At 72.5% G+C, this 17,097-nt stretch carries 12 protein-coding genes, 1 tRNA gene and 1 pseudogene; 4 read left to right on the top strand and 10 right to left on the bottom strand.

Annotated elements, in window-relative coordinates; all coding sequences use genetic code 11:
- Positions 1 to 240: 240 nt before the first annotated feature.
- The 5 genes from ACF1BE_RS21960 to ACF1BE_RS21980 all read right to left on the bottom strand — a co-directional run bounded on the left by ACF1BE_RS21960 (position 241) and on the right by ACF1BE_RS21980 (position 6,786).
- Complete coding sequence (locus ACF1BE_RS21960) at positions 241 to 2,109, bottom strand: discoidin domain-containing protein (RefSeq protein WP_392200696.1); 1,869 nt, start codon at positions 2,107 to 2,109, stop codon at positions 241 to 243.
- A gap of 118 nt (positions 2,110 to 2,227) precedes the next feature.
- Positions 2,228 to 3,592: a GH1 family beta-glucosidase gene (locus ACF1BE_RS21965; protein ID WP_392200697.1), complete on the bottom strand. Its 1,365-nt coding sequence runs from the start codon at positions 3,590 to 3,592 to the stop codon at positions 2,228 to 2,230.
- A 29-nt stretch (positions 3,593 to 3,621) separates the two neighbouring features.
- Positions 3,622 to 4,461 (bottom strand): carbohydrate ABC transporter permease, encoded by an 840-nt coding sequence (locus ACF1BE_RS21970; protein WP_392200840.1) that lies wholly within the window; start codon positions 4,459 to 4,461, stop codon positions 3,622 to 3,624.
- 13 nt (positions 4,462 to 4,474) lie between these two features.
- On the bottom strand, positions 4,475 to 5,464 hold the full coding sequence (locus ACF1BE_RS21975; RefSeq protein WP_392200698.1) for a carbohydrate ABC transporter permease: 990 nt from the start codon (positions 5,462 to 5,464) through the stop codon (positions 4,475 to 4,477).
- Between the two features lie 5 nt (positions 5,465 to 5,469).
- Positions 5,470 to 6,786, bottom strand: coding sequence for an ABC transporter substrate-binding protein (locus ACF1BE_RS21980; protein ID WP_392200699.1), 1,317 nt, complete (start codon positions 6,784 to 6,786; stop codon positions 5,470 to 5,472).
- Positions 6,787 to 6,978: 192 nt separating this feature from the next.
- Here ACF1BE_RS21980 and ACF1BE_RS21985 point away from each other — a divergent pair, with 192 nt between their 5' ends.
- Positions 6,979 to 8,268 (top strand): ROK family protein, encoded by a 1,290-nt coding sequence (locus ACF1BE_RS21985; protein WP_392200700.1) that lies wholly within the window; start codon positions 6,979 to 6,981, stop codon positions 8,266 to 8,268.
- 364 nt (positions 8,269 to 8,632) lie between these two features.
- Here ACF1BE_RS21985 and fusA read toward each other — a convergent pair whose 3' ends face one another.
- From fusA to ACF1BE_RS22005, 4 genes are all read right to left on the bottom strand, one after another.
- Complete coding sequence (gene fusA / locus ACF1BE_RS21990) at positions 8,633 to 10,696, bottom strand: elongation factor G (protein ID WP_392200701.1); 2,064 nt, start codon at positions 10,694 to 10,696, stop codon at positions 8,633 to 8,635.
- Between the two features lie 299 nt (positions 10,697 to 10,995).
- Positions 10,996 to 12,282, bottom strand: coding sequence for an MFS transporter (locus ACF1BE_RS21995; protein ID WP_392200702.1), 1,287 nt, complete (start codon positions 12,280 to 12,282; stop codon positions 10,996 to 10,998).
- A gap of 206 nt (positions 12,283 to 12,488) precedes the next feature.
- Positions 12,489 to 12,576: transfer RNA gene (locus ACF1BE_RS22000), tRNA-Leu, on the bottom strand.
- A 205-nt stretch (positions 12,577 to 12,781) separates the two neighbouring features.
- A complete protein-coding gene (locus ACF1BE_RS22005) occupies positions 12,782 to 13,729 on the bottom strand; it encodes a beta-ketoacyl-ACP synthase III (protein WP_392200703.1) in 948 nt (315 codons plus the stop codon).
- A gap of 670 nt (positions 13,730 to 14,399) precedes the next feature.
- On the opposite strand from ACF1BE_RS22005, the pseudogene ACF1BE_RS22010 reads away from it, so the two are divergent.
- Positions 14,400 to 14,516: pseudogene (locus tag ACF1BE_RS22010) on the top strand (Fe-S-binding domain-containing protein); the annotation flags it as partial.
- Positions 14,517 to 14,533: 17 nt separating this feature from the next.
- Positions 14,534 to 15,391 carry a formate dehydrogenase accessory sulfurtransferase FdhD gene (gene fdhD, locus ACF1BE_RS22015; protein WP_392200704.1) on the top strand — a complete coding sequence of 286 codons (858 nt, stop codon included), beginning with the start codon at positions 14,534 to 14,536 and terminating at the stop codon, positions 15,389 to 15,391.
- Between the two features lie 114 nt (positions 15,392 to 15,505).
- Here the strand turns inward: fdhD and ACF1BE_RS22020 are convergent, their stop codons facing one another.
- Positions 15,506 to 15,943: a MarR family winged helix-turn-helix transcriptional regulator gene (locus ACF1BE_RS22020; protein WP_392200705.1), complete on the bottom strand. Its 438-nt coding sequence runs from the start codon at positions 15,941 to 15,943 to the stop codon at positions 15,506 to 15,508.
- A 121-nt stretch (positions 15,944 to 16,064) separates the two neighbouring features.
- Here ACF1BE_RS22020 and ACF1BE_RS22025 point away from each other — a divergent pair, with 121 nt between their 5' ends.
- Positions 16,065 to 16,982, top strand: a complete 918-nt coding sequence (locus ACF1BE_RS22025; protein ID WP_392200706.1) for a zinc-binding alcohol dehydrogenase family protein — start codon at positions 16,065 to 16,067, stop codon at positions 16,980 to 16,982.
- Positions 16,983 to 17,097: the final 115 nt, after the last annotated feature.

A 17,097-nucleotide genomic window follows, 5' to 3' on the forward strand; every position in this document is an offset into this window, starting at 1 on the left:
ACCACCCCCCCCCACCCGCCCCCCGCCCCCCCCCCCCCCCGCCGGGGGGGGGGGGGGGGGGGGGGGGGGGCCGGGGGGGGGGGGGGGGGGGGGGGGGGGCCGGCCCCCCCCCCCGGCCCCCACGCCCCCCTGTCATCGTCCATTTTCGGCCGTCGGCGGGCGCGCCATACATTGACTCGGCTCCCGGGTGCCGAGCGCTTCTCCGCCGAGGCGTCGGGCCACCGCCGGACGTCAGCGGCTTTACCCCTTCTGCTCCACTCGCACCCAGTCCACCTCCGCCTGCACTCCCCCGGCCGCGATCCTGTCGACGCTCGACTGCGGCAGGCCCCAGTAGGGGCTGGTGACCTTGTTCCAGCCGGCCGGGTAGGCGCCGCCGAGGGCGAGGTTGAGGATGACGTAGTTGTTGTGGTCGTAGACCCATTGGCCGCGGGTCGATTCCAGCTTGTTGCGGGTCGTCTCCTGGACCGGGCGGTCGTCCACGGAGAAGCGCAGCGCGGTGGGGGTCCACTCGACCGCGTAGGTGTGCCACTGGTCGGCGGTGCCGCCGTTCGGGTACGTCTGGCGGGCGCCGATGTTGCCGTCGGCGGAGTAGCCGGGGCCGTGCAGGGCGGTGCTGGTCCAGTCGGGGTGGCCGATGTTCTCCATGATGTCGGTCTCGCCGGAGGCCGGCCAGGACACCGAGGGGTCGTCCACGTTGCTGCCGAGCAGCCAGAAGGCGGGCCAGAAGCCGTCGCCGACGGGGAGTTTCATCCGGGCACTGACCCTGCCGTAGGTGAAGTCGGCGTGGGTGTGGGTGTCGATGCGGCCCGACGTGAAGTCGTAGGTGCCGCCGTCGGCCCGCGTGCAGCCCTTGCAGTACGTCGCCTTGAGGATCAGGCTGCCGTTCTGGGTGCGGATGTTGTCGGTGGAGTCGGCGTACGCCTGTGACTCGCCGTTGACCGGGCCCATCTCCGTCCCGGTGCGGACGACCCGCCATTTGGAGCGGTCGAGTGCGGCGGCGGTGAAGTCGTCGAAGAACGTGGTCCGGTAGGTGCCGGTCGGGTCGGCGGGGAGCGCGGGATAGGCGGCGGAGGCGCTGCCGCCCGTGCCCCAGACCTGGAACTCGTAGAGGGAGTAGCCGAACTGGGCGGTGGCGGGGGCCGGGTTGTAGAAGGAGCGGCGTTCCTTGCCGAGCATGCGGACGTAGCGGCCGGTGACCGGGGAGGGCAGTCTGACCGTGTCGTGCAGGCCTGTCGCGTCGCCGGGGGCCTTGACGTCGGCGCGGCGGGCGGTGATGCCGGCCTGGGTCGGTTCGTACACCGTGCGCCAGGTGCGGTTGTCGTCGGACACCTGCACGAGGTAGTCGACGGCGTAGGCCGACTCCCAGTACAGGTCCACCGTGTCGATCGTGGACTGTGCGCCGAGGTCCACCGAGACCCATCGGTCCTGGTTCCAGTCGCTCGACCAGCGGCTCGCGTCCCCCTTGAGGTCGGCGGGCCATCCGCCGTCGGTGAGGAACGCCGGTGAGTGACCCGCGTCCTGGTAGTAGTTCGCGTATGCCGGGTGGTTCAGCGCCAGGTTCGTCCGGGTGGCCGACGCCGGTGCCGGTTCGCCGCCGTAGACCTTGAGGTTCCACAGCGAGTAGCCGTACGGCGTGGCGCGTTCGAGGCCGCGCAGGCGGACGTAGCGGCCGGTGACCTCCTGCGGGTGGGTGTACGCGGTGACGGAGCCGCCGGTGCCGGCGGTCTCGGTGTAGAAGGGGGTCCAGTCGGTGCCGTTCCCGGACACCTCCAGGACGTAGCGCTTGCCGTAGGCGGCCTCCCAGTCCAGGGTGACGCGGTCGATGCGGAGGGTGGAGCCGAGGTCGAGGCGGATCCAGGCGTCGTCGGCGAAGTTGCTGGACCAGCGGGTGGCACTGTTGCCGTCGAAGGCGAGGCCGGCCGCGGTGCCGGCGTTCTCGCTGCCGGAGGCGGTGACGGCGGCCGGGTTCACGGCGTAGGCGGTGGCCGCGCGGTCGGTGTCCCAGGCGACGGCGGCGGCGTGGGCGGGGGTGGCCAGCAGCGGGCCGGTGGCCAGCAGGGCCGCGGTGGTCAGCGTGGCGAGCAGGGTGCGCGGGATACGGGATGGCATGCGGCTCTCCTCGGGGGGTGAGTAGTTTGTGGCGCGTGCATGACAATAGGAGTCCTGCGGGGTGCGGACCGGTGGGCGCGGCCCCCGTACCCGCGCCCACCGGCCGTCCGGGCCGGGCTCAGGCCGCCCGGCGTGTCCGGCCGCGGTGGACGCGGACGATGTCCGCGTACCGGTGTCCGCTGCCCTTGATGGTGCGCACCTGGGTGCGGTAGTCGACGTGGACCAGGCCGAACCGCTTCGCGTAGCCGTACGCCCACTCGAAGTTGTCCAGCAGCGACCAGGCGAAGTAGCCGGCCAGCGGGGCACCCTTGCGGGCCGCCGAGGCGCAGGCGGCGAGGTGCCGCTCCAGGTACTCCTGACGCTCGGGGTCGTCCACGGTGCCGTCGGGACGGACCACGTCCGGGTAGGCCGAGCCGTTCTCGGTGACGTAGATCTTCCGGGCACCGTACTCCTCGGTGAGGCGCAGCAGCAGCGTCTCGATGCCGCTCGCGTCGATCTCCCAGTCCATGCCGGTGCGCGGTACGTCCGGGCGGCGCACGGAGCGGGCGTGGGGGGCGGGGCCGTCGGGGTCGTCGGCGACGTAGGCGGGGAAGTAGTAGTTCAGGCCGAGCCAGTCCAGCGGAGCCGCGATGGTCTCCAGGTCCCCTTCTCGCAGCGGGAGTTCGACGCCGTAGGTCTCGACCATGTCGGCCGGGAAGCCGCGGCCGTGCACCGGGTCCAGCCACCACCGGTTGACGTGGCCGTCGTGGCGGCGCGCCGCCTCCCGGTCCTCGGGGCGGTCGGTGGCCGCGTGCACGGTGGAGAGGTTGTTGACGATGCCGATCCGGGCGCCGGGGGCGGCGGCACGGATCGCCTGGGTGGCGAGGCCGTGGCCGAGGAGCAGGTGGCAGGAGGCCCGCACGGCGGCCGTGAGATCGGTCCAGCCGGGGGCCATCGTGCCCTCCAGATGGCCGATCCAGGCGGAGCAGGACGGCTCGTTGAGGGTCGCCCAGAGCGTGACACGGTCGCCGAGGCGGGCGGCGACGGCGGAGGCGTAGTCGGCGAACGCGAGGGCGGTGTCGCGCTGCGGCCAGCCGCCGCGGTCCTGGAGCGCCTGCGGCAGGTCCCAGTGGTAGAGGGTGACCGACGGGGTGATGCCCGCCTCCAGCAGGGCGTCCACCAGCCGGTCGTAGAAGGCGAGTCCCTTGGGGTTCACCTCGCCGGTGCCGCCGGGGATCACCCGGGGCCAGGCGACGGACATCCGGTAGGCGTTGACGCCGAGCCGGCTCATCAGCCCGATGTCCTCACGCCAGCGGTGGTAGTGGTCGCAGGCGACGTCACCGGTGTCGCCGCCCGCGGTCTTCCCCGGGGTGTGCGAGAAGGTGTCCCAGATCGACGGGGATCTGCCGTCCTCGGCGACGGCCCCCTCGATCTGGTACGCCGCTGTGGCGGTACCCCACAGGAAGTCGTGCGGGAGGGCCGCGAGGTCGATACGTTCGGACACGGAAGTCCCTTCGGGATGCGGGGTGTGGGTCACTTGACGGCGCCCGCCGTCAGCCCGGCGACGAGGTAGCGCTGCAACAGCAGGAATCCGGCGACCACGGGCACGCTGACGACCAGCGAGGCCGCCATGATCTGGTTCCAGTAGACGTCGTTGAGGGTGGAGTAGCCCTGGAGGCCGACGGCGAGGGTGCGGGTGGTGTCGTTGGTCATGACGGACGCGAAGAGGACCTCTCCCCACGCGGTCATGAAGGCGTAGACGGCGACCGCGACGATGCCGGGGACCGCGGCCGGTACGACGATCCTGAGCAGGGCGCCGAGCGGGCCGCAGCCGTCCACGAGTGCCGCCTCGTCCAAGTCGCGCGGCACCGAGTCCAGGTAGCCGATCAGCATCCAGATGGAGAACGGCAGGGAGAAGGTGAGGTACGTCAGGATCAGCCCGCCGCGGGAGCCGAACAGGGCGATGCCGGTGGCGTTGCCGATGTTGACGTAGAGCAGGAACAGCGGCAGGAGGAAGAGGATGCCCGGGAACATCTGCGTCGACAGCACGGTGACCGTGAAGACCCGCTTGCCGCGGAAGTCGTAGCGGCTGACGGCGTAGGCCGCGAACACCGCGATGACGACCGAGCACAGGGTCGCGGCGCCCGCCACGATCAGCGAGTTCACGAAGTACCGGGCGAGCGGGACCGTCGACCAGATGTCGATGTACGGGCGGACGGTCAGCCCGCTGGGCAGCCAGCGGAACTTGCCGGTGACGTCCGCTAGGGGCTTCAGCGAGCTGGAGACCATCACGTACACCGGGACCAGCACGAAACCGGCGAGCAGGGTGAGGAAGATCCGCCGGGACCAGACGAACGAACGAGGTGCCGCCATCGGTGAGTTGGGGCTAGACATCGGCGGCCCTCCGTCCGCGCGAGGTGAGCAGCAGGTATCCGCCCGTCACGACGAGCAGGAACAGCAGCAGCAGGACGGACATGGCCGAGCCGGTGCCGAAGTTCCAGGTGACGAAGGAGGCCTGGTAGATGTGGACCGAGATCAGGTCGGCGGACTCCGGGGCGGACCTGCCGAACAGCACGTACGGCGTGTTGAAGTCGTTGAACGTCCACAGGAACAGCACCAGGACCAGCACCTGGTTGACCGGGCGCAGCGACGGCAGGGTGATGCGGCGGATCTGCTGCCAGACGCCCGCGCCGTCGAGGGCGGCGGCCTCGTACAGCTCGCCGGGGATGTTCTGCAGGCCGGCCGTCACGATGAGGAAGGCGAACGGCCAGCCCTTCCACACGGACACGGTCAGCAGGGCGTAGAAGCTGTTGTCGCCGATGAGCCAGAAGGACGGCTTGCCGGTGAGGTGCAGCTGGTCGTGCAGGACGTGGTTCACCAGGCCGTTGTCGTGCTGGAACATGAACACCCAGGTGATGACGGCCGCGTAGACGGGCAGCGCGTACGGCACCAGGAACAGGGCGCGCAGCAGGCCGCGGCCCCGGAAGGTGTCCTGCATGAACACCGCGGCGGCGGTGCCGGTCAGCCAGCACAGACCGACCGACAGCAGGGTGAAGCCGACGGTGACGAGGAACGAGTGCAGCAGGGCCTCACCGACGGGGGCGTCGAAGTCCACCGACAGGCGGTAGTTGCCGAGGCCGGACCAGGGGGCGCTGCCCCAGTCACGGATGTAGAACTGGGTGAGTTCCTTGAAGCTCATCACCATGCCGATGACCATCGGCACCAGGTGGACGAGGAGTTCCAGGACCAGGGCGGGCAGGAGGAGCAGGTACGGCAGTGAGACGCGGCGGATCCGCCCGGTGCGGCGCGGGACGCGCGCCGCACCGGGGGAGATCGGCCGCACCGGTTCCTTGCGGGCGGTGGTGGTCGTGGTCATCGCGCTCAGGCCGCCGGCATCTGCTGCTGGGCCTTCTCCAGCTTGGCCCGGACCGAGTCGGTGGTGACCGCGCGTCCGGCGGCGGCGTCGGCGAACAGGTCCTTCACGGCCGTACCGACCGCCGTCTCGAACTGCGACTCGGACGCCACCTGCGGCAGCGGGGCGGCACTGGTGGCGAGGGTCTGCTTGAGCACGGCGGTGGCCGGGGCGTTGAACGCCGGGTCGCCCTGGGCACCCTTGACCGGCGGGATGGTGGTGTAGGCCTTGTTGAGGATCTTCTGCTCGGCGTCGCCGGTCATGAACTTCACGAATTTCGTGGCGCCGTCGAGGTTGTGGCTGTTCCGGAAGACGGCGATGTTGATGCCGGCGACCATCGAGTTGGTCTGGGCTCCGGTGCCGGGGGCGCCGGACCGTACGGGCACGGGGGCGACACCGTAGGCGTCCTCGCTCATGCCCTGGCTCTTGAGGTTGGCGGCGGCGGTCTGCCACAGCAGCATGGCCTGCTTGCCCTTGGCGAAGTCGCTGACGGACTGGTTCTGCGCGTACTCCGCGTCACCGGTCGGGATGACCTTGTCCTTGGCCATCAGGTCGACGTACTGCTTGACCGCGTCGACCACCTTGGCGTCGGTGAAGTCGGGCTTGCCCTCGGGGGTGAAGAAGTCGGCGCCGTGCTGCTTGGCGAAGACGAAGACGTGGTGGATGTTCTCCGAGACGTTGGCGCCCTCGGCGCCGAGCGCGGATCTGCCCTCGGCCTTGATCTTCTTGCCGTCGGCGATCAGTTCGTCCCAGGTGGCCGGGGGCTTGGTGATGCCGGCGTCGGCGAAGATGTGCTTGTTGTAGTAGAGCGCGTACGCCATCGAGTAGAGCGGTACGGCGGCCGGTGCCTTGCCCTGGACGCCCGTGGAGCCGAGCGCGGAGTCCACGAACCGGTCCCTGCCGCCGATCTTCGCGAAGTTCCCGTCGTCCCACGGCAGCAGCGCGCCCGTGGCCTGGAGGGAGGCGCTCCAGGTGTTGCCGATGTTCAGCACGTCCGGACCCTGGCCCGAGGTGGTCGCGGTCAGGATCCGGTTGAGCAGGTCGGACCAGGGCACGACCTCCAGCTTCACCTTGATGCCGGTCTGCTTCTGGAACTTGTCGAGTTCGGGCTGGAGGACCTTCTTGTCCACGGCGATGCTGGCGCCCTGGTTGCTGGCCCAGTAGGTGAGCGTCTTCGGCGAGTCGCCGGAGCCCCCCTGGTCGGACGAACCGCCTCCGCAGGCCGTGGCCGCGAGGGCGAGAGACATGGTGACGGCGCCTACGGCCGCGGCTCGGATGCTGCGCATGGCTCCTGGTGTCCCTTTCCGGGAGTCGAACCCAGAGGCTGCTCGCGGTGGCCGGCACCCCGTCCGGCGCCCCGAGATCCTCATGGCTTAATTTAGGACGTGAGTTAAACCTCAAGAGAAACGCTCGTCAAGGGATGCGGCAGCGAAGGCCCCTCCCACGGGCCCGAAAAACACGCGAAACAGGGAGGCCAGGTGGGTGGACGGGGTGGCCGTACGGTGCGTGACCTGCGGCGGGAGAGCCGCAGCACCGTTCTGCAACGGTTGTATTTCGACGGGCCCATGAGCCGGTACGCGCTGGGGCCGGCCACCGGGCTCAGTTCGGGCTCCGTCAGCAACGTCGTGGCCGAGCTGCTGGCGGACGGCCTGCTGGAAGAGGCGGGAGTGGTCGGCGCCGAGGCGGGCCGGCCGCGCCGGCTGGTGCGCGTACGGCCGGACAGCGGACGGCTGATCGGGGTGGACATCGGCGAAACCCGGGTCCGCATCGCGCTGTTCGACCTCGGCCTCACCGAACTGGCTGGCGCGGAGCGCCCCTTGGGTTCGCACGGTTACGACGTCGACACCGTCGTCGACCACGTCCGTCAGGGGATCACCGAGGTGCTGCGAGCGGCCGAGGGCGCCCCCGGTGAGCTGCTCGGCGTCGGCATCGGCGTCCCCGGCATCATCGAGGACACCGGGGAGGACGGCGCCGTCGTCCACGGACAGACCATCGGCTGGGACGCGGTCCCCCTGGAGCGGCTGCTCCGGCTGACCGGTCAACTCCCCGCGCACGTGCCCTACTTCATCGACAACGGCGCCAAGACGCTGGGGCAGGCCGAGATGTGGTTCGGCGCGGGGCGCGGCGCCCGCAACGCCGTGGTGGTGCTCTTCGGTTCCGGGGTCGGCGCCTGTGTGGTCACCGAGGACGCGGACCAGGGCAGGGCGGTGGAGTGGGGGCACCTGACGCTGCGGGTCGGCGGGCGCCGGTGCCGGTGCGGGGCGCGGGGCTGCCTGGAGGCGTACGCGGGTGCGGAGGCGCTGGTGGCACGGTGGCGGGAGGCGGGCGGGAGGCCGTCGGCCGGGGCCGGCGAGGAGCGGGCGCTGACCGAACTGCTGGCCGCGGCCCGCCCGGACGGCGGGGCGGAGCCCGACCCGGTCGCGGCGGCGGTGCTCGCCGAGACCGCCCGGTACCTCGGTGCGGGCCTGTCCGACCTCATCAACCTCTTCCAGCCCGAACGGGTCCTCGTCGGCGGCTGGGCGGGACTCCAGCTCGGCACCGCCTTCCTGGACCAGGTCCGCGCCCACGCCCTCGCACAGGCCCTGCGCTTTCCCGCGGGCCGCAGCCGTATCGAACTGGGCCACCTCGGCCCGGACGCGGTCACCGTGGGCGCGGCGGTCCTCCCCCTGGCCGCGTTCCTCACCCGTGGCGGCCACCGCCCGCATTCCGTCCCGCGCCGCGCGACCTCCCCGACATGGCGGGCCGGCCTGGAGAGCCGGCTGGTGTAGAACGCGGCGGCTGGGCGGGGCCGGGGCGAGGGTCTGCCGCCCGCTCCCGACCCGGCCGGCCGTGCACCCACCCCCCGGCCGTCCCCGGCTGCCGGCCCCGCGGTGTCCGGGACCACGTGCTGCGCACCGGCCTGTCCGTGGCGCACGACGACCCCTCCGCCGTGCCGGCCACCCCTGATCCGCCCCTGCGCGGTCCGTGCCCGGCACACCGTGAGCGGGTGCCGGGCACGGACCGGCGACGGGGACGACGGCCGCCCCACGCGTGGGACGGTCACGCCACGTGTGGTGGTCACCGTGCGGACGGCCGCCCCACGGGTGGGGCGGCCGCCCCACGGGTGGGGCGGTCACCCCGCCGACGTGGTGGTCACCGTGCGGGCGTCGTCACCGGTGCCGGCGCGTAGCCGGCGGGCCGGGTGGTGAACGTGCCCCGGCCCTGGGTACGGCTGCGCAACCGGGTGGCGTAGCCGAACAGTTCGGCCAGTGGCACGGTCGCGGTCAGGACGGCCGCGCCGCCGCGGGCCTGCGAGCCGCCGACCCGGCCGCGCCGTGCGGCCAGGTCCCCGAGGACCCCGCCGACCGCGTCGTCCGGAACGGTCACCGCGACCTCGGCGACCGGCTCCAGCAGGACCGCCGTACAGGCCCGCAGGGCCGCGCGCAGACCGAGCCGGCCGGCGGTGCGGAAGGCCGTGTCGGACGAGTCCTTCACATGCGTGGAGCCGTCGGTGAGCGTGACGCGCAGCCCGGTCACCGGGTGCCCGCCGAGCGGTCCCTCGGCGAGGGCGTCCCGGCAGCCGGCCTCGACCGCGCGCACGTACTCCTGCGGCACCCGGCCGCCGGTCACGGCCGACCGGAACACGAAGCCGGTGGCGCCCACGTCGGGACCGAGCGGCTCCACGTCCAGGACGACGTGCGCGAACTGCCCCGCCCCACCGTCCTGTTTGACGTGCCGGTACACGAACCCGCGTACTCCACCGGCCACCGTCTCCCGGTACGAGACCCGCGGCCGGCCCACGGTGACCTCCGGCCCGCCGTCACGGCGGATCCTCTCCACCGCGACCTCCAGATGGAGTTCGCCCCTTCCCGAGAGCACGGTCTGCCCGGTCTCGGCGTCGGTGCGCACCACCAGCGAGGGGTCCTCCTCCGCGAGCCGGGCCAGTGCGGTGGCGAGCCGCCCGGTGTCCGTGCTCCGCCGTGCCTCGACCGCCACGGACACCACGGGATCGGCGGCCACGGGCGGTTCCAGCAGCAACGGCGCCGCGGGGTCGCACAGCGTGGCGCCGGGACGGGCCGACCTCATGCCCGCGACCGCGACGATGTCACCGGCGACCGCCCGGTCCAGCTGGACGTGCCGGTCCGCCATGACCCGCAGAATGCGCGCCACCCGCTCGGTGCCTCCGGCGCCCGTGTCCCGCACGGTGTCCCCCTTCTCCAGCGTGCCCGAGTAGACCCGCACGTAGGCCAGGCGCCCGTTGGCGCCCGCGTTCACCTTGAACACCAGCCCGGCGAAAGGCAGTCGGGGATCGGCGGCCCGGTGCTGCCCGGCGCCGTCGTGGACGCCCCGTACGGCGGGTACGTCCAGCGGCGAGGGCAGGTAGGCGACCACCGCGTCCAGCAGCGGTTCGATGCCGCGGTTGCGGTAGGCGGAGCCGCACAGCACGACCACGCCGTCCCCGCTGCGGGTCAGGTCGCGCAGGGCGGCGGTGAGGGTCGCGGCGGAGAGGGTCTCGCGGTCGCAGAACTCCTCCAGTGCGGCCGGGTGCCGTTCCGCGACCGCCTCCTCCAGCGCGCGTCGCCGCCGTACCGCCTCCTCCCGCAACTCCTCCGGCACCGCCCCTTCCACGGCCGCGCCCTCGCCCTCGCCCTCGCCCCAGACCAGGGACCGCATCCGGACCAGGTCCACCACACCGGTGAAGCCGCCCTCGGCGCCGACCGGCAGCTGCACCACCAGCGGGGTGGGGTGCAGCCGTTCCCGGATGGAGCCGACGGCCCGGTCGAGGTCGGCGCCCGCGCGGTCCAGTTTGTTGACGAACGCGATCCTCGGCACGCCGTGCCGGTCGGCCTGCCGCCACACCGACTCGCTCTGGGGCTCGACCCCGGCGACGGCGTCGAACACGGCGACGGCGCCGTCCAGGACGCGCAGCGACCGCTCGACCTCGTCGGCGAAGTCGACGTGTCCGGGGGTGTCGATCAGGTTGAGGCGGTGACCGTCCCAGGCACAGCTGACCGCGGCGGCGAAGATGGTGATGCCGCGGTCGCGTTCCTGCGGATCGAAGTCCGTGACGGTGGTGCCGTCGTGCACCTCGCCCCGCTTGTGGGTGGTGCCCGTCGCATACAGGATGCGCTCGGTGACGGTGGTCTTGCCCGCGTCGACGTGGGCGAGGATGCCGATGTTGCGGACAGCGGCGAGAGGGTTGGTGGTCGTACGCACGGCCCGGTGCCTTTCGGAGGGTGAAGTGGGGCAGCGCGATCACCCGTGCGCCCGGAGAGCGCCGGCCCGCGGGCCGCGTCCGGCATGCGGCCGGACGGGCGGGGAAGGTCAGCGGGGCGTCACGGGATCCGGTGCCGGCCGCGCAGCGGGCACCGGCCGGACGAGGACACGAGGATCACCGTGTACCGGGAACGGGAAGCGACGACAGCGGTGCGCTCACACACGGCCCGGCTCCCCTCAGTCCACACGGCGGTCACCCGGGCGGCCCACTGCGGGGGCGGCGCCGGTTCGGTGCGAGTCTAGGCAGGACGGTCCGGCCGGGGCACGGGGTTTTCCGGGCCCGCGAGCGGCGTGGCGCTCCGGGCGACGAGAGGGCCGCGCAGGTCTGCCGTGGTGGCGCCCACCGCGGCCACGGCGCCGAGACAGAGCAGGCCACCGCTGACGAGTGCCGCTGCTCCCGAGGTGGCATCGGCGACGAGGCCGCCGCGCATGTTGCCGAGGTCGGGTCCGGCCTGCCCGACGATCTGCTCGGCCGCGCTGACGCGGCCGAGCAGTGCGTGGGGAGTGTGCGTCTGGACGACGGTGCTGCGGGAGACGACGGAGACGGTGTCGGCGGCACCGGCCAGGACGAGGAAGGCCAGAGCGACCCATGGGTCGGGTGACAGGCCGAACAGCGTCAACGCCGCGCCCCAGGTGGCGGATCCGGCGAGCATGACGACGCCCGGGCGGGCGCACCTGGTGAAAGTCCCGGAGAAGAGGGACGCCGCAACCCCGCCGACGGCGACGGCCGTGAGGAACAGCCCGAGAGTGCGCGGGTCACCGCCGAATCGCTCGGCGTTGACCAGGGGGAACAGGCTGATGGGCATCGACAGTACGGTGGTGGCCAGGTCGGTGAGCAGGGCGCCGCGGATGACGGGAGTGCGGGCCAGGAAGGCCAGACCGTCCAGCACCCCGCGCAGGCCCGGCCGTGCGGGCTCGTCCCCCGGCTTCATCCGCGGCAGGCCGAAGGCACCGTAGAAGGCGGCGACGAAGGTCAGGGCGTCGATCAGGTAGCAGACGCCGGCTCCCAGCCCGCCCACGATCAGTCCGGCCGACGCGGGACCGAACAGCATGGCGCCCTGGAAGGCGATGCGTCGCAGCGCCAGACCCGCAGCCAGCTGGTGCTCGGGCAGGAGGTGGGGAATGAAGGTGCGTGAGGCCGGGCCGCCGCCCGCGACGAAGCAGGACTGGAGGGCGACCAGCCCGAGTACACCGGCGGCAGGCAGGTGCCCGAGGAATCCCTGAAGCGCCAGGAGTAACGAACACACGGCTTGCCCGCTGGTGGTGAGCAGGTAGAACCTACGGCGGTCCACTCGGTCGACGAGTGACCCGGCGAACAGTCCGAGCGCTGTGAGGGGAATCGCCTGTGCCAGCCCGACGGCGCCCGTCCAGGTGGTGCTCTTCGTCATCTGCCAGACCTGGAGCAGCACGGCGACGAGCGTCATCTGACTGCCGAGAACCGACAGAGCCTGCCCGGCCCACAACCGCCGGAACGGCGGTGAGGACCGAAGCGGGGTCACGTCGATCAGGGTGTGTCTGAATTGCACGCGGGTTCCTCGGCCTCCTCGGCGAGGCGGTCACGGCGGGACAGCGTACGCCGGTTCAGGTTCCGGGCCGAGATACCGCCTCCTGACCGGTCGGCATCCTGTCCGAACCGTCATGGGGAACACCGGACCGCTGGTCACAGGGTCCGCCACAGCACAGCCGGGGAAACAGAAAGACCCCAGGAGCACTGGGGTCTTCGCTGGTTCGCTGGTGTCCGAGGGGGGACTTGAACCCCCACGCCCGATAAAGGGCACTAGCACCTCAAGCTAGCGCGTCTGCCATTCCGCCACCCGGACCAGGTGTCTGCCGCCACGTGGGTGTGTTCCCCGCGGCGACATGGACAACAATACCAAGGTTTCGGAGCGCGTTTCACCTGCGTATCCGCACGCCGGACGGTGTCCCGGGCGGTTCGGGCGGCGGTGGATCGGCGGCGCCGCACCGTGTGCGAGGCCTTGTGTACGGCACGTGAGGGTGAGGGCGGGAGTCAGGACTCCGGAGGCCTTACGGGCAGCGTACGACCTGCCCGGCGTACGACAGGTTGCCGCCGAAGCCGAACAGCAGTACCGGGTCGCCGGTGCTGAGCGCTCCCTGCTCGACCAGCTTGGAGAAGGCGAGCGGGATACTGGCGGCCGACGTGTTCCCGGACTCGGTGACATCGCGGGCGACCACCGCGTTGACGGCGCCGATCTTCTCGGCCAGCGGCTCGATGATCCGCAGGTTGGCCTGGTGCAGGACGACGCCCGCGAGGTCCCCGGGCACCATCCCGGCCTTCTCGCAGGCCTGGCGGGCGATGGCCGGCAGGCGGGTGGTGGCCCACCGGTAGACGCTCTGCCCCTCCTGGGCGAACCGCGGCGGCGTGCCCTCGATCCGTACGGCGTGCCCCATCTCCGGCACCGAACCCCACAGCACCGGCCCGATCCCGGGCTCCTCCCCCGGCCGGCAGGCCTCGACCACGGCGGCCCCGGCGCCGTCGCCGACGAGGACGCAGGTGCTGCGGTCGGTCCAGTCGGTGACGTCGGACATCTTGTCGGCGCCGACGACGAGGGCGCGGGTGGCCGCGCCGGCCCGGACGGTGTGGTCGGCGGTGGCCAGCGCGTGGGTGAACCCGGCGCACACCACGTTCACGTCCATCGCGGCGGGCCTCGGGATGCCGAGCCGGGCCGCGACGCGGGCGGCGGTGTTCGGGGAGCGGTCGATGGCGGTGGAGGTGGCGACGAGGACCAGGTCGATGTCGTGTGGCGCCAGGCCGGCCGCGGCGAGCGCCTTGGCGGCGGCGTGCGCGGCGAGTTCGTCGACGGGTTCGTCGGGGCCGGCGATGTGCCGGGTGCGGATGCCCACCCGGCTGCGGATCCACTCGTCACCGGTGTCGACCATGCCTGCCAGATCGTCGTTGGTGAGCACCTTGGCGGGCTGGTAGTGACCGATGGCGGCGATGCGCGAGCCGTTCATGCAGAGGATCCCCTCGTTGCCGGGTAGCGGGATCCTTCAGTCTGAGCAGTGACTCACGGGTACGACGGCAGGTGAAGCCACAGGAATCGGGTGTCGGGATTGTCGGCTCCGGTCAGACAGCCGGGCACGCGCTGTGGTCAGAGGGCCGGGCACGCGCTCCGGTCGGACCGCCGACGTGCGCCACGGTCGGACCGCCGGCGTACGCTCCGGTCGGACCGCCGGACGTGCGCGCGAGCGCCGCCTCACCATCCGGTCCGCGTCTCGCCGAGCACCGTGCCGTCGATGTGCGCGGCGAGCACGCGGGCGCGGGCCGGGTGGCCCCGCTTCGTCACGTGGACGAGGACGGTGTGCCGGGCGGACCACCGTTCGCCGTCCGTGTCGTCGCCGTGGCACAGGATGCGGACCCCTTCGTATCCGGCGTGGCCGGACCGGTCCGCGTCCGGGTCGTCCGGCCAGATGCCGTGCCGGCCGGTCCTCGCGTCGCTCCAGCAGGAGGTCCGCGAGACGCCCGGCCTGCTGGGACGCAGCCGTCTTGGCAGTGGAACGGAAGGTGGAACGGAAGGTGGGGTACGCCCGTGAGTCGCCCATGGTCCGCACCGTCACTCACCGGGGCGCCCGGGCGGATGCATTCCCGCCGGCCCGCCCGCGGGGTACCGGGGCTGCGGAAGCGGGCCGCACGCTCGCCCTCCGTGTGCAGGACAATGAGACGGTGAAGGTCGCCTCGCCGTACGACGGCCCGGTGACCCACGGCTGCATCAAGGGCCGTTCCGGCCACCACGTACCGAACCCGGGGCTGATCAGAACATGGGACGAGTCACGGAACGACGCAGGGTCCTCCGCATCCGGGACGGCGCGGTGTCCGCCCGGCCGGACACGCTGGTCGCCGAGGAACCCCTGGAGATCCGGCTGAACGGCAAGCCGCTCGCCATCACCATGCGCACCCCGGGCGACGACTTCGCGCTGGCGGCGGGGTTCCTGGTGAGCGAGGGCGTCCTGGCCACGGCAGCCGACCTCCAGAACATCGTCTACTGCGCGGGGGCCACCGGGGACGGCGGTGCGAACACCTACAACGTGGTCGACGTGCGGACCACGCCGGGCGTCACGCTCCCGGACTTCAGTCTCGAGCGGAACGTCTACACCTCGTCCTCCTGCGGGCTGTGCGGCAAGGCCAGTTTGGACGCGGTCCGTACGACCGCGCGCTGGCCGATCGCCGACACTCCCCCGCTGCGCGTCACTCCCGAGCTGCTGGCGGACCTTCCCGGCCGGCTGCGCACGGCCCAGCACGTGTTCGACCGGACCGGCGGCCTGCACGCGGCGGCCCTGTTCGACGAGGACGGGGAGCTGCTGGACACCCGGGAGGACGTGGGCCGGCACAACGCGGTCGACAAGTTGGTCGGCCGGGCGCTCCAGCACGGTGGTCTGCCGCTGTCCCGGACGATTCTCATGGTGTCGGGTCGGGCTTCGTTCGAGTTGGCGCAGAAGGCGGTGATGGCGGGCATTCCGCTGCTGGCGGCGGTGTCGGCGCCGTCCTCGCTGGCGGTGGACCTGGCGGCGGAGACCGGTCTGACGCTGGTCGGCTTCCTGCGCGGTAGTTCGATGAACGTGTACGCGGGTGAGGACCGCATCGTCCTGCGGGAGACCGAGGCCGCCACCCAGGGCTGACCACACTCCCGGTGGGCGGACCGGCCGGTCGGCGCTCGCCGGCGCCTGCTTTCGCAGGCGCCCCGGCGCCGTCGCGCCGCCGTGCCCTCTTGCCGTCGTGCCCTCGCGCCGTCCTCAGCCGTCCGTGCCGGAGATCCGGACCAGCAGGCTCGTGAACTGCTCGCGTTCGGCGGGCGTCAGCGGGGCGAGCAGGGCGTCGTTGGCCTCGCGGGCGGCCCTCTCGCAGCGTACGAGGAGCCGGGCGCCGTCCTCGGTGAGGGTGACGGCGTTCTTGCGCCGGTCGCGGGGGTCGGGGGCGCGGTCGACCAGGCCGGTGGACTGGAGGTCGTTCAGGATGCCGACGACGTCCTTGGGGTCGAGGCTCACGGCGCGCCCGAGGTCGGCCTGGGCGACGGGGGCGAGGTCGCGGACGGCGGAGAGGACGACGTGGTGCCACATCCGCATGCCCTCGGCCGCGAGGGCTTCGGCGACCAGGGCGCGGCCCCGCGCGGCGGCCCGGCCGAGCAGCCAGCTGGGGAGGGAGCGGATCGCGGGCAGGGATGCTTCGGCCATGCCGGAAGCCTAGCCGAAGAATCATTGGACTTCCCAACGAACACCTCCTATCGTTGGGATCCCCCACGAATTCGTGGGGGATCCCAACGACTGTCCGGGCCTGCCCGGCTGTGGAGGTGCGATGCGCCGCGTCCGGTACGAGTCCACCGGTGGCCCCCTGCTCCTGGAGGATGTCCCCGTCCCCGAGCCGGGCCCCGGGGAGCTGCTGGTGCGCTGCGCGGCCGTCGGTGTCACCCTGCCGGTGGTCCGCAAGGTCACCGAGGCCGCGGAGCCGGTCCCGCTGGGCGGTGAGATCGCCGGCGAGGTGGTCACGGCCGGCCGGGGGGTGACCCGGTTCCGGCCCGGCGACCGGGTGACCGGTCTGTGCTTCGGGCACGGGTACGCCGATTTCGCCGTCCTGCGCGAGGACATGGCCTCACCGGTACCGGACGGCGCGGACGCGGTGACGGCGGTCGCGCTGGTGCGCAGCGGGCTGGTGGCGCTCGGGGCCCTGGATGCGGCGCGGCTCGCGCCCGGGGAGTCGGTCCTCGTGACGGCGGCGGCCGGCGGGGTCGGGCACCTCGCGGTGCAGCTGGCGCGGGCGCGGGGCGCGGGCCGGGTGGTGGGGGCGGTGTCCGGGCCGGAGAAGGCGGAGTTCGTCCGGTCGCTGGGTGCGGACGACTGCGTCCGGTACGGCGACGACGGGTGGGGAGACCCCGTCGACTGTGTGCTGGACGCCGTGGGCGGTGACCTGCTCACCCCCGCCCTCGCCGCGCTCGCCCCGCTCGGCCGCCTGGTCGCCTACAGCTCGGGCGGCGGCACCGTCCGGGCGTACGACCTGCTGGTGGGGGCCAAGTCGGTGATCGGCTTCCAGATGGCGCTGATCGCGCGCGACCGGCCGGACCTGTACGAACGTTGGCGTCGGGAGCTGTGGCGGCTGTACAGGGAGGGTGCCGTGCGGCCCGTCGTGCACGGGGAGTTCGCCCTGGAGGACGCGGCGAAGGCCCACGAGGTGATCACCAGCCGGGCCAACCTCGGCAAGGTCCTCCTGCGCCCGTAAGTGCCCGCACGCTCCTTGTGAGCCGCCGCACCCCCAACTACCGTCGAAGAGACGCACGTTGGACGTGGGATGTCCGGACGTCCAGTTGTCCGGCCGACGAAGGGCAGGTCGCTCC

This window comes from Streptomyces sp. NPDC014991 (genome assembly GCF_043080665.1).
Taxonomy (GTDB): Bacteria; Actinomycetota; Actinomycetes; order Streptomycetales; family Streptomycetaceae; genus Streptomyces.